This is a genomic window from Chryseobacterium piscicola (genome assembly GCF_900156685.1).
GTDB classification, from domain to species: Bacteria; Bacteroidota; Bacteroidia; order Flavobacteriales; family Weeksellaceae; genus Chryseobacterium; species Chryseobacterium piscicola.
Genome location: NZ_FTOJ01000001.1, coordinates 787,949 through 814,931 on the forward strand (window position 1 = coordinate 787,949; position 26,983 = coordinate 814,931).

Annotated in this window: 27 protein-coding genes; 17 read left to right on the top strand and 10 right to left on the bottom strand. The window is 30.5% G+C overall.

Annotation, left to right across the window (positions count from 1 at the left end):
- Window positions 1-4 precede the first annotated feature (4 nt).
- From BW939_RS03715 to BW939_RS03765, 10 genes are all read right to left on the bottom strand, one after another.
- Window positions 5-670, bottom strand: a complete 666-nt coding sequence (locus tag BW939_RS03715; protein WP_076449895.1) for a hypothetical protein — start codon at window positions 668-670, stop codon at window positions 5-7.
- Window positions 657-3,725 carry a TraG family conjugative transposon ATPase gene (locus tag BW939_RS03720; protein WP_185115843.1) on the bottom strand — a complete coding sequence of 1,023 codons (3,069 nt, stop codon included), beginning with the start codon at window positions 3,723-3,725 and terminating at the stop codon, window positions 657-659. The genes BW939_RS03715 and BW939_RS03720 overlap by 14 nt, the downstream gene beginning before the upstream one ends.
- Window positions 3,697-4,011 (bottom strand): DUF4133 domain-containing protein, encoded by a 315-nt coding sequence (locus BW939_RS03725; RefSeq protein ID WP_076449897.1) that lies wholly within the window; start codon window positions 4,009-4,011, stop codon window positions 3,697-3,699. The genes BW939_RS03720 and BW939_RS03725 overlap by 29 nt, the downstream gene beginning before the upstream one ends.
- A 1-nt stretch (window position 4,012) precedes the next feature.
- Window positions 4,013-4,309, bottom strand: a complete 297-nt coding sequence (locus BW939_RS03730; RefSeq protein ID WP_228417115.1) for a DUF4134 domain-containing protein — start codon at window positions 4,307-4,309, stop codon at window positions 4,013-4,015.
- A 62-nt stretch (window positions 4,310-4,371) separates the two neighbouring features.
- Window positions 4,372-4,935, bottom strand: a complete 564-nt coding sequence (locus tag BW939_RS03735; RefSeq protein ID WP_123891549.1) for a hypothetical protein — start codon at window positions 4,933-4,935, stop codon at window positions 4,372-4,374.
- A 132-nt stretch (window positions 4,936-5,067) separates the two neighbouring features.
- Window positions 5,068-5,718, bottom strand: a complete 651-nt coding sequence (locus BW939_RS03740; protein WP_076449905.1) for a ParA family protein — start codon at window positions 5,716-5,718, stop codon at window positions 5,068-5,070.
- Window positions 5,719-5,795: 77 nt separating this feature from the next.
- Window positions 5,796-7,256: a relaxase/mobilization nuclease domain-containing protein gene (locus tag BW939_RS03745; protein WP_076449907.1), complete on the bottom strand. Its 1,461-nt coding sequence runs from the start codon at window positions 7,254-7,256 to the stop codon at window positions 5,796-5,798.
- A complete protein-coding gene (locus tag BW939_RS03750; RefSeq protein WP_076449909.1) occupies window positions 7,246-7,605 on the bottom strand; it encodes a hypothetical protein in 360 nt (119 codons plus the stop codon). The genes BW939_RS03745 and BW939_RS03750 overlap by 11 nt, the downstream gene beginning before the upstream one ends.
- A 45-nt stretch (window positions 7,606-7,650) precedes the next feature.
- The gene (locus BW939_RS03755; RefSeq protein ID WP_076449911.1) at window positions 7,651-8,847 is read right to left on the bottom strand and encodes a hypothetical protein; all 1,197 of its coding nucleotides are present in this window, start codon (window positions 8,845-8,847) and stop codon (window positions 7,651-7,653) included.
- Between the two features lie 821 nt (window positions 8,848-9,668).
- Window positions 9,669-11,375, bottom strand: a complete 1,707-nt coding sequence (locus BW939_RS03765; protein WP_076449917.1) for a response regulator transcription factor — start codon at window positions 11,373-11,375, stop codon at window positions 9,669-9,671.
- A 228-nt stretch (window positions 11,376-11,603) separates the two neighbouring features.
- Here BW939_RS03765 and BW939_RS15805 point away from each other — a divergent pair, with 228 nt between their 5' ends.
- The 17 genes from BW939_RS15805 to BW939_RS03840 all read left to right on the top strand — a co-directional run bounded on the left by BW939_RS15805 (window position 11,604) and on the right by BW939_RS03840 (window position 26,792).
- On the top strand, window positions 11,604-11,768 hold the full coding sequence (locus tag BW939_RS15805) for a hypothetical protein (RefSeq protein WP_159439250.1): 165 nt from the start codon (window positions 11,604-11,606) through the stop codon (window positions 11,766-11,768).
- A gap of 6 nt (window positions 11,769-11,774) precedes the next feature.
- Entirely contained in the window at window positions 11,775-13,967 is a 2,193-nt protein-coding gene (locus BW939_RS03770) for a prolyl oligopeptidase family serine peptidase (protein WP_076449920.1), read from the top strand.
- A 397-nt stretch (window positions 13,968-14,364) separates the two neighbouring features.
- The gene (locus BW939_RS03775) at window positions 14,365-15,540 is read left to right on the top strand and encodes a carboxypeptidase-like regulatory domain-containing protein (protein ID WP_084566581.1); all 1,176 of its coding nucleotides are present in this window, start codon (window positions 14,365-14,367) and stop codon (window positions 15,538-15,540) included.
- Window positions 15,527-16,357 carry a GLPGLI family protein gene (locus tag BW939_RS03780; protein ID WP_076450163.1) on the top strand — a complete coding sequence of 277 codons (831 nt, stop codon included), beginning with the start codon at window positions 15,527-15,529 and terminating at the stop codon, window positions 16,355-16,357. The genes BW939_RS03775 and BW939_RS03780 overlap by 14 nt, the downstream gene beginning before the upstream one ends.
- Before the next feature lie 23 nt (window positions 16,358-16,380).
- Complete coding sequence (locus BW939_RS03785) at window positions 16,381-16,581, top strand: class I lanthipeptide (RefSeq protein WP_076449923.1); 201 nt, start codon at window positions 16,381-16,383, stop codon at window positions 16,579-16,581.
- 22 nt (window positions 16,582-16,603) lie between these two features.
- Window positions 16,604-16,792, top strand: a complete 189-nt coding sequence (locus tag BW939_RS03790) for a class I lanthipeptide (RefSeq protein ID WP_076449925.1) — start codon at window positions 16,604-16,606, stop codon at window positions 16,790-16,792.
- A 68-nt stretch (window positions 16,793-16,860) separates the two neighbouring features.
- Entirely contained in the window at window positions 16,861-18,108 is a 1,248-nt protein-coding gene (locus BW939_RS03795) for a lanthionine synthetase LanC family protein (RefSeq protein ID WP_076449938.1), read from the top strand.
- A 9-nt stretch (window positions 18,109-18,117) separates the two neighbouring features.
- Complete coding sequence (locus tag BW939_RS03800; RefSeq protein ID WP_159439251.1) at window positions 18,118-20,346, top strand: lantibiotic dehydratase family protein; 2,229 nt, start codon at window positions 18,118-18,120, stop codon at window positions 20,344-20,346.
- A gap of 4 nt (window positions 20,347-20,350) precedes the next feature.
- The gene (locus BW939_RS03805) at window positions 20,351-21,226 is read left to right on the top strand and encodes a thiopeptide-type bacteriocin biosynthesis protein (RefSeq protein ID WP_084566583.1); all 876 of its coding nucleotides are present in this window, start codon (window positions 20,351-20,353) and stop codon (window positions 21,224-21,226) included.
- A gap of 173 nt (window positions 21,227-21,399) precedes the next feature.
- Complete coding sequence (locus tag BW939_RS03810) at window positions 21,400-22,224, top strand: GLPGLI family protein (protein ID WP_076450165.1); 825 nt, start codon at window positions 21,400-21,402, stop codon at window positions 22,222-22,224.
- A 269-nt stretch (window positions 22,225-22,493) separates the two neighbouring features.
- The gene (locus BW939_RS15810) at window positions 22,494-22,631 is read left to right on the top strand and encodes a hypothetical protein (RefSeq protein WP_159439252.1); all 138 of its coding nucleotides are present in this window, start codon (window positions 22,494-22,496) and stop codon (window positions 22,629-22,631) included.
- Between the two features lie 27 nt (window positions 22,632-22,658).
- Window positions 22,659-22,853 carry a hypothetical protein gene (locus tag BW939_RS03820; protein WP_076449946.1) on the top strand — a complete coding sequence of 65 codons (195 nt, stop codon included), beginning with the start codon at window positions 22,659-22,661 and terminating at the stop codon, window positions 22,851-22,853.
- Window positions 22,854-22,869: 16 nt separating this feature from the next.
- Entirely contained in the window at window positions 22,870-23,061 is a 192-nt protein-coding gene (locus BW939_RS03825) for a hypothetical protein (RefSeq protein WP_076449948.1), read from the top strand.
- Between the two features lie 75 nt (window positions 23,062-23,136).
- Window positions 23,137-24,147 carry a grasp-with-spasm system ATP-grasp peptide maturase gene (gwsG, locus tag BW939_RS03830; protein WP_076449950.1) on the top strand — a complete coding sequence of 337 codons (1,011 nt, stop codon included), beginning with the start codon at window positions 23,137-23,139 and terminating at the stop codon, window positions 24,145-24,147.
- Window positions 24,148-24,326: 179 nt separating this feature from the next.
- Window positions 24,327-25,457 (top strand): grasp-with-spasm system SPASM domain peptide maturase, encoded by a 1,131-nt coding sequence (gwsS, locus tag BW939_RS03835; protein ID WP_076449952.1) that lies wholly within the window; start codon window positions 24,327-24,329, stop codon window positions 25,455-25,457.
- A gap of 285 nt (window positions 25,458-25,742) precedes the next feature.
- Complete coding sequence (locus tag BW939_RS16210) at window positions 25,743-25,889, top strand: bacteriocin-like protein (protein WP_449384809.1); 147 nt, start codon at window positions 25,743-25,745, stop codon at window positions 25,887-25,889.
- Between the two features lie 75 nt (window positions 25,890-25,964).
- Window positions 25,965-26,792 (top strand): GLPGLI family protein, encoded by an 828-nt coding sequence (locus tag BW939_RS03840; protein WP_076449955.1) that lies wholly within the window; start codon window positions 25,965-25,967, stop codon window positions 26,790-26,792.
- The last annotated feature ends 191 nt before the right edge of the window (window positions 26,793-26,983 follow it).

The window sequence follows — 26,983 nt, forward strand, 5'->3', positions numbered from 1 at the left end:
TGAATTAAAAAGTTCGTTTATATCGGTTCATTATGGTTTCCACAATGGCTTTATCTGTATTAATATATCCTGCAAATGGATTGATAGAATTCCAGAATCCTAAACGGTTGGCTTTTTCCAGCCGAAGTTTAATGGCCAAAAGCCACAACTTCAGGTTTTTTACATTCCCTGAAATGTTATGTAAAATCTTATATCGGTCTCCTGCAGTGGCAAGATTCAGTTCGCCAGAAGCGAGAATATCAGAAATATCGGTTACGATTTTTAAACTTTGTTCGTAGGTTTTTTGTGATGCTTTTACTCCGAAAATGGCATATTGTGGATGTTGAGATGCCAATTGAACGACATCAGAGGAATAATTGTAACATTTATTGAGTTCAGAATAAATTTCTTTTACCTGAATTCCATTTTGTAGTGTACCCGAAACCTCTTTCAACCCTTTTAAAATTTTATTTTGAATATCATTGGCAGCGACCATCTGTGTTCCAACCCAGGTTTGAGCATCTTTCAATTTGGAAGTTTCATCAATGACATCATTTTGCTTGGCTTTCAGATTTTCCGAATAGAGAATCATTGCAGCCGTTACAACGGGGTCGATGTAAGTATTTTGGGCAAAGCCAACTATTCCCCAAAGGGAAAAAAGAAGGATAAAAAGAGTCTTATACGTTTTCATATTCCTGTTGATTGATTAATTCTGAAAAACTAATGTTGCGGTCTTCTAATTCCTGAGAAATGATCTTGAAAACATTTTGTCCTTTGTACTTTCTTTTCATCATCTTGTAATAGGAATTTATTTTTTTATCTAATGGATTTTGATATAGATTGACGAGTGTCACTAAATTTTCCAGACTGTCTCCGAAAATTTTTAAATCGAATACAATTTTTATCAGTGCTTCGTCGTAATTGCCGTATTTCTGAACATAGTATTCAACAGCAGATTTTTCTGGTTTTTCTGTTGTATAGGTCAAGTATTGCTCAAGAGAAACTTCATTTCCATAAACTTCGCCTTTGGAACCTCGTTTTAGATAAAATTCTTTGAAACGACTTCTCCCAAATTTATTGTTGAGATTGTTAATCGTGAAAATCTTGTTCTGCTCAACTTTATTGAGTGAAAGTAATGCCGCAATTCGGTCGAAATTATCTTTGAATTTGGTTTGGTCAAGCAAAATGAACGTATCGGAATTATTGATGATGGAATCTTTTACCACCGCATTTCCGATAATATCGTCGAGTTCTTGCGTTACCACTACCGCTTCTCCCCAAAATTTTCTTACGGTTTTGTAGAGATATAAAATGTATCCTCCCATCAGTTTACTCGCAATGGCTTTCCACGCTTCCTCGATGATGAGTGCTTTTCTGCGGTCTTTTCTCAATCTCATTTTTTGGATAAAAGTGTCCATAATAATGAGCGTTACAATGGGGAATAATTTCGGATTATCTTTCACATTGTCAATTTCAAATACGATAAAAGGTTCGTCAAACAGCGTATTATCGGCTGATTCGTTCAATGTTGTTCCATATCTTCCGCCTTTGTAAAAATCTTTCAGAACAAACAAAAAGGTTCGGAAATTAAACTCTCTTTCATTAATTGCATGCTTTTTATTATTCAAATAAAGCGGCAAAAAACTTTCGCAATACTCATAAAATCCATTAAACGAAAGTTCTTTGGCTTCTAACTTTTCTTCGAGTTGCTTAATTTTTTTGATAATGGCTTTTCTGAACGATTCGTTCCAATCTTTGACTGATTCTGGTTTTTTGATGATTTCATTGGATTTAATGAGAATCAATTGGGTTTCGTTGTAGATTTTTCTCCGTTCTTCATCATTCAACGTGTCATACGCTTCATAAACCTTATAAAATTTTTCGCTGTAATAATCGGGGTTATTCAAATTTTTATCGGGATGATAAAATTTCAAAAGCTTTCTTCCTGCTTCTTTGATTTCTTCAGATTTGGCATCGAAAGCGATTCCCAAAATATCGTAATAGGTATTTTGTTCCTTCATTTCATTTTCATATTCTGAAAATATATCTTCTTCGTGAATGTTATATTTACCCAAATAAAGAATCAAATCTTCCGAACTTTTGTGTTCATACCATTCTGTTCCTTTATTAAAATATTGATGATAATACGACATCAACACATTATCCAAAATGGATTTTTGAGTTGCCGACATTACACCATCTGCTCCTTGCCAAATCAAAAAAATCAGATTGGTTAAAAATTCAATTTTCTCGATATTAAATTCCTTTTTATTCATTAAAAAAGGATTCATCGTAATGGGTTTTTCTTCGGTGTATTGAATGTATCTTCCGCCTTTGTATTTGCAGGTTCCGGAATAGGAATCTCCTGTATCAACGATAACTACATCATAATTGTAAGTCAGATATTGCTCAATAATATTATTCATCAGGAAAGATTTTCCACTACCCGAAGGGCCAAGAACAAACTTATTTCTGTTATTGATTCTTCCTGTTTTCATGGGTAAATCTGCTGGATCAACTCTCAGTGGAACACCCTGTCTATCCGTAAATCTTAGATAAAAGTTGGATTCTTCGTTTACGGGGTAACTTTCTTTAAAAAAAAAACACAAGGCCGCTTCGCTTGTCGTCATAAATAAATCGTATTCTCTAAGTTCTGTGGCATTGCCCGGAAGTGCTGCCCGAAAGAGTTCCAACTGGTTGTAGGCATTTTTGGAAACGATGATTCCTTTTGTGAACAATTTATTTTCTATCATCGACTGAATATTTTCCATTTTTTCCAGGGTTTCTGCGGAAAATAGAATTGAAAAATGAGCATTGACAACCAATTGTCCATCAATCGCAATATTGTGAAGAAGCGTTTGAATTTCCTCTGCAATAATGGCATTGGATGGCGAATTGTTTGCCGCTCCTTCATGCTTTTTCTTTTTCTTATCGAGTTCTCTTTGTTGCTGTGCTTGCAGCGGAATGGTAATCACCTGATTGTAAATAATGGTTTCGTAATCTTCTAGCTCATTGATGAAGGTGAAATTATCAACGGCTGTTTCTGAAGCTGCTCCGTTTCCGCCTAAGACAGAAAAAGGTTCTATTTCAGAGGGTAAATCAATGTTTTCGACATCGACATAAGAGATGTTTTTAACGAATCGGTTTCCTATTTGTAAATACTCGTTGGTGCTTTTGATATTATCAAAAGTGGGTACATTTGAAAACTGCATCGACAAAACTCCGGAAATGTAATATTCAAAATCTTTTTCAAATAAAAATTCAGGTTCACAATCGTTTTGTTTTAATAGCATAAAGACTTTTTGACATTTGTCCCGAAGTTCTTTGTAGCTTTTTTCAGAGAAATTGTACGGTTTATTTTTCTTTTTCAGTTTATCATCAATAATATCTGTAAAAAGCAAAATGGTTTCAATGGTTTTAAACAATCTTCCATCAAAATGTTCGGAATATTTCTGCTGAAGGAATTGATTAGATGGTTCTGCGGAATATTTCTTTTTTGAAAATAGATCAAGTTTTTGAACAATTCTTCCTTCTCCTATAATGGAAACGACTTGATTTAAAACCGTATGAAAATTGAGATATTGATCAGGATCTGCCGAATATTGCTCGACATTGTTTTTTATTCTAATTCCGAGAATTGTATTTCCGTACTGCCCAAAAAGAACATCAAAATCCCAATTGAAATCTTTTCCAAAATCGTAACCGATGTAGGGAATATCAAATGCTTGTTTTTTTATGGTTGCCATTTTTTAGTAGTTTTTTATGGTTTAATCTTTTTGGGAAAATTAAAATCTGATTGAAGTTTTTGGTTTTGTCATACAATCCATATTTATCCTGCCTTTTGAAAAGGAGATAAACGCATCCTGCTGTTACGGCAAGTCCTAATAAAGAACCTAATAATCCGAATTTGGATAAAATTAAGGCTGCAATGACTCCACCTGCGATAACGATGACGGCGTAAATGATGTATTTGCCTTTCAATCCGAAGAAAACAAGGGGTTTTTTAAGCCCCTTGTAAAGATAAAATCCCATTTTAGGCAAAAAATGCTGTTACAAATTCCGGAACTACGATGAGGAAAATCATTGCTCCGCCGTAACCGAGGATTTCTTTGTTGACATCTTGGTCACCGTTTGTCCATTTGTTGTAAACTCTCAGACCTCCGATGAAACCGACCAATCCGCCGACTGCTTTAAGAATGAGTTTGATTGGATCCCAATAATCTTTAATGTCTTGGGCTGCATTTGAGATTGCGGTTGCTCCGCCTTGTGCAAATGCGGGAGTTGCAGCAAGTAGCAAAATTGCCATTGTTAAGAGATTTCTCTTTGTCATCATTTGTGTTTTTAGATTCATTGTAAAAAATAATTGAGGTTAAATAAATAGTGATAAATTGTTTAGATTGTTGAATGATAAACTTTTTGACCTTCATAATTGGCGACCATTTTCACAGTGGTTTCCGATAAATTCAAAAGTTCTTTCCAATAGTTTTTTTTGTTGTCGGATTCTTTTGTTTTAGAATTTTCATCAGGTTCGTTTATATTTTGATTTGGAATATTTTCTTTTTCAGACGGATTTTCAACTTCTTTTTTGGTTTCTTTTTCGTTTTCGTTTTCAGATTTATTTTGCTCCGCAACTGGAATCATTTCGTCGATATCATGCTCAGCTTCAAATCTTTTCCTTAACTCTTCCAAACTGGGATTTTCTTCAAGGGATTTTTGTGTTTGAGAGGGATGAAGTTCTTTCATCAGAAATGATTGTGGCATTTTAATATTTTCCACATCTTCAATTCTAACTTGATGGGTTGGCTGATTGTCCGTTTGGGCAAATTCTCCGAGTGAAAATTCTTCTGTCATATCAATCTCTATAAGTTTCCCTTTTTTCAGAAAAAGGTCGTAAACGATATTTCCAGCGTAATACAGAAAATAAGCGACTAAAAGGATTAATGTGTATTTTATCATTTGTTAGGTTTTTAGGTCTTAGGCTTTAGGGATTAGGGATTAGGGATTTGAATCTTGACTCTTGACTCTTGAATCTTGAATCTTGGCTCTTGGCTCTTGGTTCTTGAATCTTGGCTCTTTATTCTTTTCTCTTCAAATCACAATTTTTAATTCTTTGTTGATGTATTCTATAATTTCATTGAAAGCTTTTTTCACGGCATTTTTTTGTTCGTAAGTCAACTTTCTGGTGTCAATGGACTGTAAGCAGTTTCTTTTGAATACGGGACTTTCAATCAATACACCATATTTTGCGAGTTCTTTATCCATTTCCTGCTGATTGAGATATTTATATCCTTTGTCATATTTCGAGCGGATAAAAATTCTTTCTGCTTCACTTTCGAGCAAACCAAGCAGATTCTTGAACACCAAAGTAGATTTCACCGAAACATCTGAATATTCAAAAGGAATGATGATAAAATCACTGTAAATCAACAGATCACTATATTTTTGGTCGAGCGTTCCTGCTAAATCGAACAGACAAATTTCTTCGTTTTCTTTCAATTCTATCAATTTTTCCAAATCGGCAAAAGGTTGTTCTTCTTCGTCGCCAACGACTTCTACATCGTATAACTTGGATAATTCCGACTCTTCGTCTTCTTGCCATTTATTGAAGAATGACTTCTGATAATCAAAATCATATCCCTTGATTTTCCTTGAGGAAATTCCAGACAAATAATTGGCAAATGCGATGGCAAGAGTGGTTTTTCCTGTTCCGCCTTTTTGGGTGGCAAATGTGATAATCATGGGTTTGGTTGTTGGTTGATGGTCTTTAGTTGATGGTTTTTTGTTAGTTTTATATTATTAATAATTGCGTGTCGGTGCTACCGGCTTTTCTTTTTTCTTTTCTTTCTGAGTTCATCTTCAGTAGGGTCTTTTCCCGAACCTGAAGATTTACTGAACTCGAAAATCAAATCGTTAATGCTTCTATTGAGCTCTTTTGAAAGGTTTTTATTTTCTTGTGATGTTTCCGTTGGTGTTGGATTCAAAAACTTTTGATATTCTTTTTCTCCTATTAATTTCTCCAATTCTCCTACATAATGCAGTTTTGAATGGATTGCATAATATTTTCCGTCTTCAGATTTTATAAGCTTTACATCATTTTTATTTTGTGTTTTGAGATATTCTTTCACCTCAATTTTTACGGAAATGAAAGTTTGTTTATCCTTTCTTTTTGTGGTTTCAAAAAGCATAAAATCTTTCGGGACATTTTCATGGTTTTTCCGCTTTAAATGCAGTATTAATACTTGTTTTGAGGCTTCATCTGAAATATTAAAATCTTTCAATTGTTCAAAAAGTCTTTTGTTCATTGTTTCGGAAGTGAACTCGAACAAATCATTCATTTTCATGATTTCGCTGCCTTTGAAAACAGTTCTTGTGTTGTGGTCAATCATCGTATAACCGAAAGGTTTTCGCCCATCTTTATGGTGAAAAACCACATCAATTCCGAAAATATCTCTCAGCTTTTTCTGAAGTTCACTTTCAAATTCAATCTTCGGTTTCCAGTCTTCTTTTTGTTTTTCTTCGGGAAGCATTTTTTCTAAATGTCTTCGGTCTTCAACTTTGAAAACCTTGTTAGAACACAGATTTTTGTATTTGCTCAAAATCGCTTTGAGCTGTTTTGACCTGCTGTCATTTTTTCGATTTTCAAAGACAATTTGGTTTCCGTTGATCGTTTTTTCCCGAACTCCGTTTTTAAGGATGTCCAAAGAATTTTCATCATTTGTGTTTTTTACGATTCGGAAACCTTGTCTTTGCATCAGAAGTTCTAGTTGATTTATCGAACCAATTTTATAATCCAAAAGTTCGTCAATGCGTTTTCCGACATTTTCACCGAGTTTTTTTTCTAAAACATGGCTTAATGCTTTTTGGGCTTTTAGCTTTTCATGGCTGTCATTAATTTTTTTCCCGGTCGTTTTATCTACTCTTGTCGAAACAATGTGAACGTGATTATTTTCGGTATCATTATGAAAAACCACGATGAATGGCTGGTTTCCGTAATTCATTTCCTGCATAAAATCTTCCGCAATTTTTGCCAACTCTTCTTTGGAATGTTCCCGAAATTTGGTCGAAATCACAGCGTGAAATTGTGGTTTCTTTACTTTTTCATTTTTTGAAACAGATTTAAAATAATCTCTTACCTGTTCTTGACTGCTGTTTTCATTAATGAAAGAAGGAAAATTTTTCATCAGCATCAATTCTCCAGTTCCTTTCTCCACTTTCTTGTCGTTATATTGTACTCCGTGAAAATTGGAACTTGCCGAACCTAAAATCTTAACAATCATTGGCGATTAAAGAATAGATTTTTACAAACATTTCGTTTTGCTTTTCTTTCAATTTGATGATCGTTTTCAGTTGGTCTTGGAACTCGTCAGCTTCATTTTTGGTAATGAATTTCTGACTGTTTACGATTTTCGCCAACTGATTGATGTTGGTCTCGATTTTTATAAAAATGTTGTCTTGTTTTTCAATAAACGCTAATACTTTTCTCCTCTCGTCATCCAAAATTCTGTTTTCAACAGAATCGATGATTAAACTTGTTAAAGAGATTTTTTTTTGGGAACATATTTTTTTCCAGTTTTCTTTTTTATTCTTCTCAATCCTAAATTTTATCATATCTGATTTTTCAGTCATTCTTTTCAGCACGATATGATTCTTTTCCTTTACAAATACCTTTTTTTATTTGGTAATCCATTGTATCGTACCGTTTATCGACTTTAAAATATAATTTCCATTTGTGGGAGGTATTGGGATTGATGGTGTCGTGGTCTTATCTTCCCACCCGAAAGTGCCATCAGTTTTCGCAACTATTATTTTTGTGAACTCGTTCCCATTTCCTAAATAGGAAGGATTAACAATCAATTTTCCATTTAATTTGAACCATCTTTCAACAAAGTCGCCCGTTACCAATGCGTTTGCCAGTGAACTCCTATTTGGGTCACTAAAAACACCTTCATTTGTCATCGAATTATAATCAACCATAGAAAGTGTATTGTTTGAATGAATGATGAGTTTGTTGCTGATATTGCTATCAGAAAACCCGGCTCCGCTACCAATCAAAACATTATTGCTTCCAAGAGTTGTTACGGGAGCGTTGCCATTGGAAGATCCTGCATTGTTTCCAATAAGAATATTGTAGTTACCTAAACTTCTAAATTGCCCTGCTTTATATCCGAATATTGAATTAAAACTGCCGGTGCTGTTGTGATATGCTGCAGCCATTCCGAATATCGAGTTTTTGTGACCCGTGATATTATTGGCTCCGGCTTCATCACCGAAGAAACTGTTTGCGTTTCCAGTGGTTGTTTTCCGACCGGCGAAAGAGCCAACTGCTGTGGAATAAGTGGAAGTGGTGATTTTCTCAAGTGCATTATATCCGAAACCAATATTATAATTTCCAGTCTGGTCGGGATTCATATTTCCAAAGTACATCGAATAGGTTTGTTCATTCATTCCTAAAGCGCCATCACGTAATGGAATTGCAGTACTTCCAATAAAAGAAATATATTTTGGGGAATAATTTCCTCTTTTCACGACATTTTCAAGAGTGTCATCTTCAAAAGATTTCCAGATTAAGCCATCAAAATAATAATATCCACTTTCAGTAATATTGGTTGTTTTAAATGACGTTTCGGAGATAAACAAAGGTTCTGTTACAAAAACAATTGTTCCTTTTTGCTCGGCATTATATAACGCATCTTTAAGTTTTAAATCTGAGCCTTTTACTCTGGGAGCAATGATTCCATCTGCCTTTGAAGTGTCATTAGTATTAACCATTACATCCAATGTTGCTTTTGGAAATGTGGTGTTGATTCCGACCTGAGCTTGAAGCTGGATATTAACAACCAGCGGTAAAAGGTAAATTATTCTTTTCATCGAGTAATTATTATTGTTTTTAATTAAAATTTCTGTTGCAAAATTGAAACAGAAAAACCATTAAAACAATAGTGTTTATCGATGTTGGGCTAAATAAGATGAGTTTGGATGATTCTGGATTTTGAAAAGATTAAAAAAGAATAAAATGGGCGAGTTTGGAATACTAAACTCAATTTCATCGAAAATAAAAAAACAAGTTCCGTAGTTTTTTCCCCTTTTTGCAAAAAAGGCAAGAGCGTCTTTGTAGCCAAAATTTTGCAGAAAATTTGTGGGTACAAAGACACATCTTGCTAAATGAAAGTTTTGATTTTTCAGAGATCTGGAAAATTTCGGATATCATTGATAATCAGTGTTTTTTTAGAGCCATTGCTTTTGAAGAAAAAAAGCAACAAAATTGAATTTTTGCAGGTGGGTCTTTTTTACGCAGGCTCTGTGAGCAGGGTGGAGTTATTTTACGCTGTGTTTGAAATAAGGTGGGATTATTTTACGGAGGTTTCGGATTTGGGTAAGGATTGATTTATATAGGTTTGAGAAGTAAGATGGGTTCTTTTTAGCATAACAAATAATTGAAATTTGAGGATATGTTTTTTTGTAATTTTTGATTGGTGCATTTTTACAGAAGCTATAAGGGAGAAGTAATAGAATAGGTATAACCACTTTGGTTACCTAATTAATGTTGTAATGAGAAGTGATGTGGATAGTAAGTATAGAAAAAATAAAGAAATTTTACATTTATAATCTATACTGTAAATTTATAAATGAAAATCCTTATAAAAAATTGAAAATCAATTATATATATAGCGTAATCAATTAAAAAATTGTTAGGATGGTTTGTCAATCTCTTTCAGATAGGTAGTAAGAGTTGTTCCAGTTCTTTTTTTGAAAGCTTTTGCAAATGCTTGTTCATTATTATAACCTAATTCACTGGCAATAACTGAAAAATTATAAGATCGAAACTTTTTATCATTTAATAATCTGATTAAAGCATAATCAATGCGCAAATCATTTAAATAGCTGGGGAAACTTTTTTCTTTGTATATGTTTACTACCTTGGATAGGTAGGTAGAATTGGTGTTAAATTTTTTTGCCAGATTCTCGACTGTGATACCCTTTTTTAAGTATTGTTCTTTTTCTTCAAAAATTTTTAATTCCTTTAAAATATGTTCTACTATTTCATCGGGTAATTTATTTTTCTCAGAATCAAAAACTTCTTGATTCGCAATGACTTCATTTTCAATTTTATTTTCAGGAGAATGACTTTTCTCGCTAACAGATTTTATGAGATCTTGCGCAATTTTTTTATATTCATTTTCTTTTCTTTTTGCCTTGACGAACAAAATCATAATGAATATCAGTAGAAAGCATAATATTCCTATTGTTGTATTAGATAGATATTTTTTGTTTTTTAATTCTTTTATAATCTCTTCCTTTTCAGATAAAAGTTTTGGTGTATCATATTTTTTCGGAAGTTCACGAGAAATATATCTGAACTGAGTGTCTAAAATAGAATTGATTTTGAGAAATCTATCAATATAATAAAGTTGTTTTTCTTTGTCCTTTTTCTCTTTATAATAATCAATTAAATAACTATAAACATCCCGAAGTTCCGGAAAAGTATTATTTGTTTTTTGAACAATAGAGTCAATTTTGATATAATTTTCTACAGCTTTGTCTTTGTTTTTTGATTCAGCATAAGATTGTCCTAAATACAACATTGCATAATTAGCATCCAACTCAATATTATTTTTTAAAAAATAAGCTTTGCTCTTTTCTAATATTTCAATTGATTTAGGATACTGTTTGGTTAATAAATAATATTCTCCCAATAAAGATAAATATCTGTTATGTCTTGCATATTCGCGATTTTTCAGAGTATAACTAAGACCATCATTTATTAATTCTTTTGCTTTTTCTAATTCGCCAACATCCAGATAAGAATCAGCTAAATTAACTTGAATATACTCTATATCATTTTGGGTTAAAAATTCTGTATGGTGGTTGTAATATTCCAAAACACTTACAGCTTCTTTATGCTTTCCTATATAACCATTCAAAAATGCAATCTGTAGTTCTGCAATTGCAATTTGCCTTTTGTTATCTTTTTTTGTAGCATATTTTAGGGCAATAATATAATTGTCTAATGCAAGTTTTAAATTATCTATAGCATAATATAACGCTCCTTTTAGTAAATAAATGCGACCAGGATACCTATCGTCCTGCAAATCTTTACTAACAATCTCTAAACTATCTATATATTTTAATGCGACCGGTAAGTCTTTATTGTAATGATTCAGTACGTATCCTTCGGCTATATACTTTTTATCTTTATTTTCTTTTTTTGCTTTTTTAATATAAAACTCTGCAACTATTCGAGATTCTTCGTTTTCATTATTATCCTTATAACTATAAAATTTATCTTCTAATTCTTCGTAGGAATATTTATTCAAGTTTTCAAATAAACTATTTTGTGAATATAGTAGATTGCAATATCCAATGAATAAAAGGAAAAAATATCTCATATTTTTCATAATGTAATAATTTGTAAAAATACCATTTTATTATAGGAAAATTACACAGAATGTATAAGCTATATTCAGAAGAATCAACAATCTTAGCTATTCGGCGTAATATCCTGTAAACAAGCTTAATAAAGACTTTTTTATTGTTATATATTTATAAATCTATAAATACAACTCATTGAAGTTTTGAAAAATATGGTTTTATTTGCACAACTAATTTATAAAATAATATAGTATATGAAAAAGCAAGCGACTGCAAAAAAACTTTCATTAAACAAATTGAAAATTTCGAAAATCACTAATTTACAGATTATAAAAGGTGGTGATGATGATTTGGAAAAAACAGGTTGTATGTTTCCTGAAAATGCAAGTAAAAAAACAGACGATACAATTAGATTGTAGTTTCTTATGAAACAAATAATATTTATCATTGCTTTTCTTTTTGCTAAATTTATGGTTGCTCAAAAAGGCAATCCCGCTCCATCTTTACCAGTTATAGACGAATATTTTGGTAATAAAATTGTTGATGAATACAGAAATTTAGAAAACTTGAAAGATTTATCCACCATTAAATGGATGAAATCTCAGACAGATTATGCTATTTCAGTTATCAATAAAATCCCAAATAAAAAATTTTATCTGAACAAAAGATTGGAATTTGATAAAAGGCAAGGTTTTGCCGTTTCGGATTTAAACATTACAAGCAATGATAAATATTTTTATCTTAAAAGAAATGCCGGTGAGAAGTCGGCAAAAGTATATTACAGAAATGGATTTAATGGAAAAGAAGAAATACTTTATGATCCAGCAGATTTTAGTTCTTCAATTAAAAGTACAACGGAAAAATTAAAACATCAGTTTACAATCAACCTATTGAGTCCGAGTTGGGATGGAAGCAAATTAGCAATTTCTTTAACAGAAAATGGTAAAGAATTTTCCGAAGTCATTGTAATGGACGTAGGAAAAAAATATATTCATCCTGAAATTATCACAAATACAGATCCTTCGAATATTGGAGGAATCAGATGGCTGGAAGACAATTCTGGCTTTTTCTATATTTCATATCCCACCATTGACAGCAGTTCTAAAGAATATGGAAAAAATACACAGTCCGTTTTATACAAAATAGGGCAAAATCCTCAAAAATTAAATGTAGTATTCTCTAATCCGCACAATCCCAATCTTGGAATAGAAAAAACGGCGTTTCCTGCTGTTTTGGCATTTAATTTTGATGACAAATACTATATCGGGATTTTAGTGGATTCTGAAGATTTTAGAAACACATTTATAATTAGCAAGAAAAATCTTTTAGAAGGCAAAAAAAACTGGAAACCATTATATACAAAAGAAGATAAGGTACAAAACATAAGCTTAGCAAATGATGAAATTTATTTTTTATCCGGATATAATTCTTTGAATTATAAATTGTGTAAAACCAATACGAACAATCCTAATTTCACAAATCCAGAAGTATTGGTTCCCGAAAAGCAAGATGAAGTTATAACAAGCTATAAAATAACCAAAGATGGGGTTTACTTTACAAGAACAAAAAATGGTGTAGAAGCCAAACTGTATTTATACAAAGATGGAAAAGAAACTAATATAGAAACCCCTTTTGTAGCAGGAAATATTTATTTGGAAGCAAAAGGGAAAAATTTTTCAGACATTTGGATTAGCTGTTCAGGTTGGGCAAATGAAGAACAACGATTCAAATATGACTTACAAACCAATTCGTTTATTTCTGAAAATCTTACTCCAATTATTGAATACCCAGAATTTAAAGATGTTGTTGTTGAGGAAATTACTATAAAATCTTATGATGGCGTAGAAGTCCCATTATCTTTAATTCATAATAAAAACATTAAAAAAGATGGTAATACTCCTGTACTTATTAATGGTTATGGTGCTTTTGCAGAATCCTATTATCCCTATTTTTCTTTGAGTTATTTATTATGGGTTAACCAAGGAGGTATGGTTGTAGTTCCGCACGTAAGAGGTGGCGGAGAAAAAGGAGAACAATGGCATATTGACGGACAAAAATTGAAAAAATCCAATTCTTGGAAAGATTTAATTGCTTGTACGGAATTTTTAATTGCTCAGCATTATACTTCACCAAAAAAAATAGCACTTTTAGGAGGAAGTGCCGGAGGAATTTTAATGGGCAGAGCAATGACAGAAAGACCTGATTTATTTGCTGCAATAATGATAGAATCTGGAAGTCTAAATACATTAAGAAAAGAATTTTCAGGAGGAACTGGAAATACCACAGTTCAAGAATATGGTTCGGTAAATGATTTGGAAGGATTTATGGCTTTAAAAGAAATGGATGCCTATCATCATATAGAAAAAGGTGGAAAATATCCAGCGACTTTAATTACTGTAGGTATTAACGACCCTATCGTTACTCCTTGGATTTCTACAAAATTTGCTGCAAAGTTATTAGCAAATAATACCTCAGTTAATCCTGTGTTATTAAAAATTGATTATGAGGGTGGCCATGCTACTAGTAATTCCGCAGTACAGAGATATGCCAATATCGGAGATCTTTTTGCATTCGCTTTTTGGCAACTTGGACATCCTGATTACCAACCAAAAGATTAGCCAATGCAACGTTTCCCTTATACTTTTTTTGACAATTTTGTTGCCAGAGGATTAATAATGTCTCATAAAAAGATATTTTTTTCACATATTAAAATTGAGAATTTTAATATTATTTATTCATCTATAAATTACAAATTCTGATGGGCTTAATTAGTGTCTTTTCCTTGAATGAACACCTAGAAAAATCAACCTTTCAACCCTAATGTTATATTAATTCATAACAGATCAATCCATAATATAATCTCATCTATAAGACAATTGATATTTTCAACTATTCAAATAACACTCTGGTTATGTGTTAGTTGATAATTATATTGAATTATGAATTTATAAATCTATAAAGTAAATATTTTGATTAAATACAACAACTCGATAAGTTTGTAAAAGATATTTAAAAATGATACAGTTAAGAATTTTTGTAATACTTTTTATTTCAATTATTGGTATTTTCAAATCACAAAATTTGAAACTAAGAATTATTGATTCAGAAAACGGTGATCCAATTCCAAATGCGCGAATAATTGATGCAACTATGATAATGTATAGCAATGATGATGGTTTTATTTTGTTGCCCAAAACTACTAAAAACATAGAAGTTTCTGCCTTGGGTTTCCAGACAGAAAAATTTTCACATTTCAACAAAATCGTAAAACTAAAACCCTTGTATAAGGAAATTGATGAAGTAAAAATTATCAATATTGATATAAAAAAGCTTTTTTCAGATGTTTTGAAAAATTACGAAAAGAGATATTACAGCAAACCGTCTATTTATAACATTCTTTACAAACAAAAAAACAGTGATGATGATATCTTAAGTTTTCTTTTGATAGCTGATGGTAAACTTTGGACAGAATCCAATACCTACAATTATAAAGATGCTTTTAATAAAAGATTCGATAATTTTATTCAAATGGAGGTTGATTCTGTAAAATATTTCAAATCTACTATTTCTGAAAATGATTTTTGTAAGGGCCAATCTTTGAATCGATCAAAGGATTTTATAGGAAACCTATTTTTCAACTATGAATTAGCACGAGTTAATTATTATTTCAAAACAAAAGATGCAAAATATTCAGGCAAGATTGTTAATGATTCAAATAATGAGCAAACAATTGTCTTTAAAATAAATACTTCTGAAATAGATGTTTCTGGCACAATTACTTATCAGAAAATTGACAAAACAATTATCCATTATGAACTGAACTATGATCAAAGCAAATATCCTTCCTATAAAGTAAAAAACAAAAACGGATTGGAATATGAGTTTAAAGTGGGAAATGGAGTCACTTACTATGATTTCTATAAAAAAGGTGATAAATATCTTCCTTCTCTTTCTGGAACGAAAGGATATAGTTATTGTACTTATGACGAATTAAAACAAAAAAATAGTTTTAGCAGGGAAATTATTTTTCAGAAATTCAGCGAAACTAATATTTCTGAACTTCCCAATAAAATTGATCTTACAAAAAGAATTTGGGAAAACATTTCTAAAGAGAAAACCCAAAACAACAGCGTTTTACTATCCGAAGAAGAACAAAAATTTATAGATGAAAAATCGTATGAAAAAGATTAGTTTTTTATTTGTGTTCTTATTTAGTTTTCTTGCTAAGTCTCAAATACACCGATTTATTTATGACGTAGAATATAAAAAAGATTCAACTTCAAATCTTACCACAAAAGAAAATTATTTGCTCGACATACGGAAAAGTGAAGTTCTATATTATACCAGAGATTTTTTTGTTGCTGATTCTTTAATTAATAACAATATTCCTTTTCCAAAAAATATGAAACTGAACACATCTACAATTGTATCTCATAAAGCAAGTAGTGATAATTATGATGAATATGATTTATTGGAAAATACGATTCTAAAACTACAAACAAAAGATTTCCAAAACTGGAAATTAACAAATGAAAAAAAACAAATAAAAAATTTAACCCTACAAAAGGCTGTAGCAACTTGGGGCGGAAGAAACTGGATAGCTTGGTTTACATCTGAAATTCCCTTTCAGGAAGGACCATATAAATTTCACGGATTACCTGGGTTAATTGTAGAAATCTATGATGAAAATAATAATTACAGGTTTGAATTAGTAAAATCTGAAAATATAACAAAAATGTCCGAAAATCAATTCATTGAAATGTCCAGACAAATGTCTGTTCCAGTAACGTGGGAAAAGTATAAAAATACCAAAATTAAATTTTATGAATCTCCTATAAATTTCATCAAAAACGGACTTGGAGATTCAAAAAATGAAGATTTTTTTTTAAATGATGGAACTATCGTGAATTCAAAAAATAGGAGAGAAATAAACGAGAGTTTACGCAAGTCTATTAAAAGGTATAATAACCCAATTGAAAAAGACAGAATAATTAATTATTCAAATTAAAAACCAATTTTAAAATTTATATTATGAAACGAAAACTAAGTCTAAACAAAGAAAAAATTAGCAAATTGACTGATTTGCAATCTTCACAAATTAAAGGCGGATTGGCAGTGAGCACTCGTCATAATTTCACCTGCGGTTTGTGTACTGGTGGTGATGGCACGAAAGATTCTTGGAATACGTGTGCCAAATCTGAATGTTTCAGATGTGACCAAGTAGAAAATTAAAACCAATTAAATATTTATCATTATGAAACCAAAAAAATTATCATTGAACAAAGAAAAAATCGTAAAACTAACAAGAGATCAATCTGCGTCTATTAATGGTGGGAAAGCTTCTGCAAGCAGTTCTTGGAATGATTTCACTTGCTGTTGGTGTTCAAATGGAGGAGATGGTCCATCAAAAACAAATAATTGTGTAACCAAAGATATGGGTTAATTTAAAAGTTTATCTCAATAATTTTAATAACAAGCCCTAATTAATTAGGGCTTGTATCACATATCAATATGAATACCCTAAAAAAAATACATGAAATTGAGAGCTATATAAAAGAAACTTGGAATAAAGAACCATATGTGTCAGACCTTTCATTGTTTACAGGAGTCAGCGGAGTGCCAATTTTTTATTATATGCTTTATCAATATACTAACGAATCAAAATATCTTGATAAAATTGAGATAATTCTTAATTTTATTTTTGAAAGATTAAATGAAAGTGATGAAAACATCCCAAAAACTTATTGCCTTGGACTTGCTGGGATCGGTTATATGCTAAATTTTTTAGAAGAATCTGACGAACTGAAAAACATTGATTTTAAAGAAGCACTTGAAGTCATTGATGAGATACTTTTAGATACTATAGATTATTTTCTTTCCTATATCGACCACATAGACAGTAAAGACAAAATGGAGCATATAGATTTCCTGCACGGAGTTTCGGGGATAGCTCATTATTTTCTCGAACGAAATAAAAAAGAAATTTTTTCTGGAAAAATTATTATATTATTTGAGAAGCTTTCTGAAATTGTAAAATGGGATTATGAAAAAGCATTAGAATCTATAAATAATACAGAAATTAACCAAAATTCACATAAAACAAATATTGGATTGGCGCACGGGCATATCTCATTCATTTTATTATTTTCAAAGTTTTTATTGCTAGTTCCTGACAATCAGGTTGTCAGAGAAGGAATCAAAACAAGTGTAAAAACAGTTTTGTTGTTTAGAAATGATGATGAAAATAGTTTTTGCCAATTTCCAAGTATCGCTGTAAATAAACATACTGCGAATTATAATATTCATTTGGGATGGTGTTATGGAGACCAATCAGTTTCTTACGGTTTGTATAAGGCAGGAAAAATTCTAAATGATATTAACTTAATTGCTTTATCTGAAGAAATCGCTTTATCTACACTAAAAAGAGAATCTCTACAGTTAGCATTATTGAATGAAGAAAACTGCGATGCAGGATTTTGTCACGGAACGATAAGCGTAGCTTATTATCATAAAAAGTGGTATTCAATAACGAGCAATGTTGAGTTTTTAAAATTATACAAAAAATTTACTAAGGATACATTGTTAATTGCAAATAAAAGATATGGATTGGCTGGTTATATGAAAAAAACAGCAACAGGAGAATATCAAAATACTTTGGGACTTTTAGATGGTATCGCAGGAATAGGTGTTTTTTTGATTGATAGTTTATTAAATGAAAACGTATCAATAAAATGGGAATCTATCTTTTTGATAGATTAAATGAAAGTTATGAAGAAAACATATTATAGTCCTTTTGAAAAATTCGTGTTAAGAACTCCGATTTTATCCTTAGAATCATATAAAGATTTAACATCAACTGAATTTATATCTGATCAGAAATTAATAGATTATTGCAAAAATGAAATTATTCGTGAAGCGATATTTTTAGCTTCTCCATCTTTTTCTTCTCAAATAGACAAATGGATGAATAATGAAATTACAAATGATGAGAAAAAACTAAAATTAAAACATAGTGTTTTAAAATATCTTTCCAGAATGTCTTCTAGATGCACTCCTTACGGATTATTTGCCGGTTGCTCTGTCGGGCATTTTTCAGATCAAACTCAAATCATCATAGATAAGCCAATAAATCATAAGCGCCATACAAGATTGGATATGAATTATGTGGTTGCATTATCGGATAAATTGATGAAAATTGATAGCATACGAAATAATCTGAAATTTTATCCAAATACCAGTCTTTATAAAATTGGTGATAAATATAGGTATATAGAATGTTCTTATAAAAACAATATAAGGCATTACGATATTGTTGCTGTTGATTATTCGGAATATTTAGAAAAAATTATAACTGACACAAAAAAAGGATTACAGATAAATGAAATTATAAATATTCTAACGAAAGTAGAAATTGATTATGATGAAGCAAAAGAATTTGTGGATGAATTAATTGAAAGCCAGTTGATTGTCAGTGAATTAGAGCCATCCGTTTCTGGTTTAGAATTTATCAATCAGTTAGCCATTATACTAAAAGATAATTTTGGTCAGGATGACGAAAATCTACAATTCATAGAATCTATAGAAAAAAATCTTAAAAATTTGGATAATTCCATTGGGAATCCTATAAGTGAATATATTTCTATTAGCGAATCTATTAAAAAAAAAGAAATTCCTTTTGATTTAAAATACCTTTTTCAATGTGATTTAGTTGTATCAGCTAAATCTAATTTCATTGATAAAAAGATCTTAAAAAATATTGAAAATGTAATAAAACTTATCAATAAAATTAAAAAAGTCAAATCCAAAAATTATTTAGATCATTTTAAAGAAGCATTTTATGAAAGATATGAGGAGCACGAAATGCCAATATCAACAGTATTAGATCCTGAGGTCGGAATTGGATATGGTTTAAATACAAAATCTAACGACGACAATCCGCTAATTGATGATATTTTGCTTTTACAGCCCGAGAAAGATCCTAAAGAAGCTCGAGAAATAAAATGGACAATTATAGATGATATTATTCAGAAAAAGATAATAAAAGCCATTCAGAAAAAGCATTCTGTAATACAATTGGAGGATAATGATTTTGCCTTTCTACCAGATGCTTCTTTTGAAGATTTACCGGAAACAATCTCATTTTTTACAGAAGTAATAGAAGAAAATAATGTTCTTAAAATAAAATTTTCCGGAGGAGGTGGAGGAAGCGGAGCTAACTTATTAGCAAGATTTTGCCATAGCGACGAAAATATAAATGAATTTGTAAAAGAAATAATCAATTTTGAAACAGAATACAATTCTGGTAAAATCGTTGCAGAGATAGTGCGTCTTCCCGAAGCAAGAGTCGGAAATATTTTGTCACGACCAGATTTTAGGAATTATGAAATTCCCTATTTAGCTCGTTCAGTAAAACCTTTAGAAAAACAGATAAGTATCGACGACATAATGGTGTCTGTAAGGAATAATAAAATAGTGCTCAGATCTAAATTCTATAACAAAGAAATATTACCAAGATTAACCAATGCACATAATTATGCCAATAACAATACACTTCCTATTTATCACTTTCTAAGCGATATGCAGCTGAACGATCGTTCTGGATTATATTTAGACATCAGCAACTTCGATTATTTATACAAATTTATCCCACGAATAGAATATAAAAATTTAATACTTTCTTATGCTTCGTGGAATTTTCAATTAGAAGACATCAAACCGCTAATTGAAGGGAAGAAACACAACAATCTAAAAGAACAATTGAAAATATTCAAACAAGAATTTTCACTTCCGGATTTAGTGCTTCTAAGTGACGGAGACAACGAATTACTAATAAATTTACAAAATATCACTTCTGTTGAAATGTTCATCGAAACAGTTAAAAATAGACAAAAATTGAAACTGACAGAGTTTATATTTAGCCAAAACCAGCAAATAGTTAAGGATTCTTTTGGAAGAAATTTTTCTAATGAGATTATAATGTCATTCCACAAAAATTAATAATATGCATAACAATACCAGAACATATAATATACTTGGTAGTGACTGGATTTATTACAAATTATATATGGGTACAAAATCCAGTGATGATATTCTTGTAGAAAAAATAAAGCCGTTAGCAGAGCAGCTACTTGAAAAAAATATTATAAATCAGTGGTTTTTTATAAGATATAATGATCCTAAATGTCATTTAAGAATAAGGTTTAAATGTGTTCAGACTTCTCTGATTAATAAAATTATTGCAGAAATGCATAATATTTTATTGCCTTTAACAGAAGAATCTATTATTTGGAAAATTCAGATAGATACCTACAATAGAGAAATAGAAAGATATGGTTCGAAAACAATTGAAATTGCCGAAAAACTATTCTTCTATGATAGCATAATGGTTGTTGATTATTTAAAAAACTTTAATGATGAGAATTTAAGATGGCTTTTTGGCTTAAAAGCAATTGATGATTTATTGGATTTATTTCAGTATAAATTATCAGATAAAAAGAATTTTTTAGAAACTTTGAGCAATGCCTTCAAAGCGGAATTTGGAAAGTCAAAAATTACGAATAATGGCTTAAGTGATAAGTTCCGATTATATAAACAAACTATATCAGATACAATTGACAACAAAAATCCTAATAATATTTATGATATAATTGAAGAAAGAAATAATAGTATAAAAAATTTAAAGGATGAAATTTTGGCGTTGTTGAGAACGGAATCCTTGGAGGTTAATCTTAATAGTTTTTTAGCCAGCCATATACATATGATGATAAACCGACTTTTTAAATCTAAAAATAGAGCACACGAAATGGTTTGTTATGATTTTTTATTTAGATTCTATAAGTCCAAAATCGCATTAGAATTAAAAATTACAAATAATTAAATCACTGTATTTTAGTTAGTTAAATATTTTTCATATTATGAATTTATAAATGTATAAACATTACCTTTTGATTTTTAGGATATCTCGCTTTATGTTTGCTAAAGAATTTTTTTGTTAATAATTTACATTTAAAATTATTCGAGATGCAAATTTTTTATGCTACATACCCACCCATGATTAAATTACTCTTATGTATATTTGCTTTATGCTGTGTATCTCTAAAATCGCAAACATATCGTTTTGAATATGAATTAAGATACAAATATGATTCATTATCCCCGAATTATGAGGTCGAAAATATGATTTTGGATATTTCCAAAAAAGAAACAAAATTTTATGACTATCCATACTTAAAATATGATTCCATAAATAAAAACACAGGTTCAAATATACAGACGTCTTCACAGACTAACCAACGAATTGCGAGAGATGTGAATTCACATGAGAACAGACAATATATTAGTGTGGACTTTGACTATTTCGTTATTTCGTCAGAAGATAGAATTGACTGGAAAATCGAAAATGAAACATCCTACCTATCACCATATCACGTTCAAAAAGCGTCTGCAGTCTTTGCTGGCAGAAAATGGATAGCTTGGTTTACCAGTGAAATACCATTTAGTGAAGGTCCATATAAATTTAATGGATTACCCGGACTAATAGTAAGTATTTATGATGCAAAGAAGAATTTTATTTATACGCTACTTCAGAGTAAAACTCTTTTACACGACTTCAATACTTCCTCATTTATTGAAACTAATTATGGAATAAAGCCTATTTCAATAAGTATCAAGCAATACAATAAGCTTTTGGTAGATAAATATGACAATCCATACGATAGTGCAAAAAAAGCTATTGAGTCTGGTGGTACTGTCACAATAAATAATCAAGTAATTAAAGATAAAAGCGAGTTGGATAAACTAAAGAAAAGTAGACAGGAAATAATAAGAAAATATTATAATCCTATTGAATTGAAGAATGCGGTAAACTATAATTAAATTCTAGTAAAATAAAAAAAAGTATTATCCAAATTTCAAGTAAATGAACTTAGCATAAAGTATGCTGAATTAGTAAAAGGTGGAAAACTTGCTGATTGAGGAACTATGTGTGGAGTATTAATAACAAATTCTGCAGGGGCGATAGTGATGCCGATGGACTATCAGACAAAGGAAATCCATAAAATTGACATTTTTAAACAGCTTAATATATGAAAAAAACATTGCAAAAATTTGAAGTAAAGAAACTTAATCTAAAGTATCTTGAACTAGTGAAAGGTGGGAAACTTGCTGATGGTTCCAATTGTGGTGGAACCGCTGAAACTAACTCAGCAGGTGCTGATAGTGATGCAGATGGTCCAGGTGGATCAACTGATACCGATACAGGAACTGTGGTACCTCAAACATAAATTTATTAACTACTTAAATCAAAAAAAATGAAAAAGTCATTGCAAAAATTTGAAGTAAAGAAACTTAATTTAAAGTATCTTGAACTAGTGAAAGGCGGGAAACTTGCTGATGGTTCCAATTGTGGGACTGCTGAAACCAATACATCCGGTGCAGATCAGGATGCTGATGGCCCAGGAGGATCATCCGATGCTGATAACGGAGGAGTTTTACAACAAGGTTAACTTTTAAAATTCTATTATGAAAAAGTCATTGCAAAAATTCAAGGTTAAGAAATTAGACATCAAACATCTCGAATTATTTAAAGGTGGGAAGCTTGCGGACGGCTCTAGCTGCGGAGGAACTGCAGAAACAAATACAGTTGGGGCAGACTCGGATTCAGACGGCTCGGGTGGATCTGCAGATCAAGATACTGGAACGGTATACTTGTAAGTGACTACTTAGTAAATTTAAATAATCTTAAAAATAAAGGAGGAAATTAATATCCTCCTTTATTATATTTTTTTTATGATATTAATATTTAGTATTAGCAACGATTACACTACTACGCAGGTGTGCAGGTGGATTGAGAAACTTGGTCACGATTTTATCCGAATAAATAAAGATGATTCGTGTGAGATTGAAAAATTTGATTTAATTAACGATGATATTATTATTAAAATTAATAAAGACACGTTACTATCCTATAAAGATATATCTGCGGTTTGGTATCGTAGGGGCGGTTTTATACATAATTTCAGAACAGAAAAAAATATTGATGATAAGGAAATATTATTTCAGGAGGGCAACAGAATAAACAGATTGATAAATGATGAATTTCGTGATCTTGCTCTTTTTCTTCAAAAGAAATTTGAAAAAAATAATTCTATCGGAAGTTATTTTAATTCAAAATTAAACAAGCTAATGGTTTTGGATTTTGCAAAATCCATAGGGCTTTATATTCCTCACACCTTCATACTAGCAAAAAAACTACAACTAAAAGAATTGGTAGATAATCATAAAATAATTACCAAGGCAATTAGTGATGGACTATACTATTTTGCTGAAGATTATGCGTATTATACATATACAGAAAAGATTTCAGCCAAAGAATTACCTCGATTCCCTGATATGTTTATGCCTTCTTTGTTTCAAATTCAGATTGAAAAGAAATTTGAAATAAGATCTTTTTTTCTGAAAGGCAAATTTTATTCTATGGCTATAATGTCGCAATTTAATGACAAGACGATGGTAGATTATAGAAAATATGATCAAAAGAATCCAAATAAAAATATTCCTTTCAAACTCCCCACAGATATTCAGAATAAACTTATTCAAATTTTTAATCACTTCAAATTGAACACAGGTTCTGTCGACTTAATTGTAGATATACACGACAATTATTATTTTCTAGAAATAAATCCTGTAGGTCAATTTGGAATGACTTCCCGACCTTGTAATTATGGATTGGAAAAAATAATGGCAGAAGAACTAATTAAAATTGATATCCAAAATGAAAGTAATATTAAAGCAAATTAAACCCAAACGCAATAAAAATCTACCAATATTCTTGAACTTTATTTTATACAATCCGCTTATTAAGGAAAAGGAAACCAATTATTGCTATTACAGCGGTAAATATCGAGCGATTGAATTTTATATGACTAATTCTAAATTAATCTCAACGGATATAGATTTTAAAACCATCACAGTGAACAATGAGAAACAGCATCGAAAATAACAATGACAAATTGCATCTACTGATTTACCCTGACGTAATTGTCACTAAAGGAATAAAAAAAATCATTTTAATAGATTCATCTCGTAATAAAGTTTTCGAGTTACCGGTTTCCTATTTTGAACTAATCGAAGACTTTAAGAAATATACCATACATGATATTAAGGGCATTTACGATTATGAAAACTTGGAGATGTTCATCAATTTCATTATCACCAATGATCTGGGTTTTTTCACTGATAACAAAGACTCTTTTCCTGCAATAAGCACACAATATCTTAGTCCGGAACAAATCAATAATTCTATTATAGAGATTGATAGAAGGGAACAACTGCTAAATATAGAGCGTTGGTTAGTGGATTTGGATAATTTGGGATGTAAATTTTATGAGTTACGCTTTTATTTAAACATTGATCCTTCTACAATTTCTGGTATTTTCAGAGAGTTCAAATTTAATTCCTTGAACGGTATAAACTTATATCTACAATTTTCAGCAGATTATAGAGTTGCGAGTTATGCTAAACTCCTAAACTCTTTTCCATTTATTAAGAATATTTTTATTTTACAGAGTTCTCGTTCTAAGATTGTAAATGCTACAGAAAATAAAAAATTAAATAATGAACAAAAAATTATTTTTTCAACGGATGTTCTTTCCAGAAAAAATTGTGGGAAAGTGAGTTCTGATATGTTCTTCCCGAGAGAAATTAATCAAATTTCTGAAAACTTATGTTTTAATTCATGTTTATTTAAAAAATTATCCATTGACATTGATGGAAATATCAAAAATTGCCCGTCAATGGCTAAATCATATGGCAATATAAAAAATGAGTCTATTGATTCAGTAATAAAAAGAATTGACTTCAAAGAATACTGGTCAGTCACAAAAGACGATATAAAAATATGCCAAGATTGCGAATACCGATATATATGCACTGATTGTCGTGCATATACAGAACGCAATCATTTTAATGAAGATAATTTAGATATTTCCAAACCACTAAAATGTGGGTACAACCCATACACATCAAAGTGGGAACAATGGAGTACAAATCCACTCAAAGAACAAGCAATAAAATATTATGGAATGCAGGAACTTGTGAAAAACAAATAAAAAAGACTTTTCTTCCTTAATAGCCACAAAAGAATTAGAAGTAATATTAAGTTATTTCAAAATCTATTCTAAATGATGTATAATATCATTTACAAACGAGGCATATTTTCAATATGCGTTTAATTAATGGCAAGTATGTTATAATAAATTAAACAATCATCTATTTATAAATGTATAAAGCAATTATTATGAATTTTGAAAGTTGTGGTATAAGTTTGTCATTCATAAATATTATAGCGGAATCCGAAAAGCTAATGAGTAGGAAAATAAAAAAAAATATTTATTATGAAAAATTTAAAGAAACTTTCTAGAGTGGAGTTGAAAACTGTAAATGGAGGATTTTCATGCTATTGTGGTGTTAAATATTTAGGAGAATATGTAACTTTTGAGGGTTGTACAGCAGCATGTTACATAATGTCAGCTGGAACATAATAATTTTCCTAAATAATCACAACTTTCCTTCATATTGTGATGGGCGGATAGTTGTGATCTTAAAATTATTTATTTATGAAAAACATATTTTCAGCTTTACTGCTTTTCTCGTTTTTATTTTCATTTTCTCAATACCGGTTTCATTACAAATATAGTTTTATACCAGACAGTAATAAAAGAGATTCTATTGTTCAAGATATAATGACCCTTGATGTTGATCTCAGTAAAAAAGAATCTAATTTTTATAATGATGCAAAAAGATATAATGACTCAATTTTAAGTAAAAATGGAGCAACAGCTGTACAAAGGCTGTTTTTTCTACAGCACAATTCTAACCTAACGTATAATATATCCAAAGATTTATTGAAAGATAAAATTATATACCACACAGTTTATTCTGCGATTCGAATGAAAATCACAGAAAAAAAAAGACCGAAATGGGTTCTCGTGGCTGAAGAAAAAAGAATAGGAGATTATCTATGTCAAAAGGCAGAAACAAATTATAAAGGGCGAAATTGGATTGCTTGGTTTACAAAAGAAGTTCCTGTTTCTGAAGGACCATATAAATTTTCGGGATTACCAGGGTTGATTGTTGAAATCTATGATGAACAAAAGAACCACGAATTTAGTTTGATAGAAGTTAAAAAAAATAAAATTGCAGAATTACATGATTTTTCAAAAAAAGAAAAAGAAATAACCCAAATGCAGTTGAATAAACTTATCGATGAAGGGTACAAAGATCCCAATGCAAACATAAAAGAAATGCACATTTCAAATAGTAATTATACATTTCTATTAAATGATGGCAATATCGTGAAAATCCAAAAGGACATAAAAAATTTAGGCAATGAACTTTCTAAACAAATGCGACGTATGACGAATTCTATTGAAATTAATAATTAACCTCGTTTCGGGTTAATTTCATTAAAATTCTGCTTGTTTTAATATTTAAAACAAATACATTTATTAACTATAAACTTTTGAGTTGTAATAATATAAAAAGAAATACTGAAGTATGATTTACCAAAATTTATATATTTCGAGAAGATATTTTATTAATGAATTTCTTCTCAATCCTATTTTTTTTATTGAAC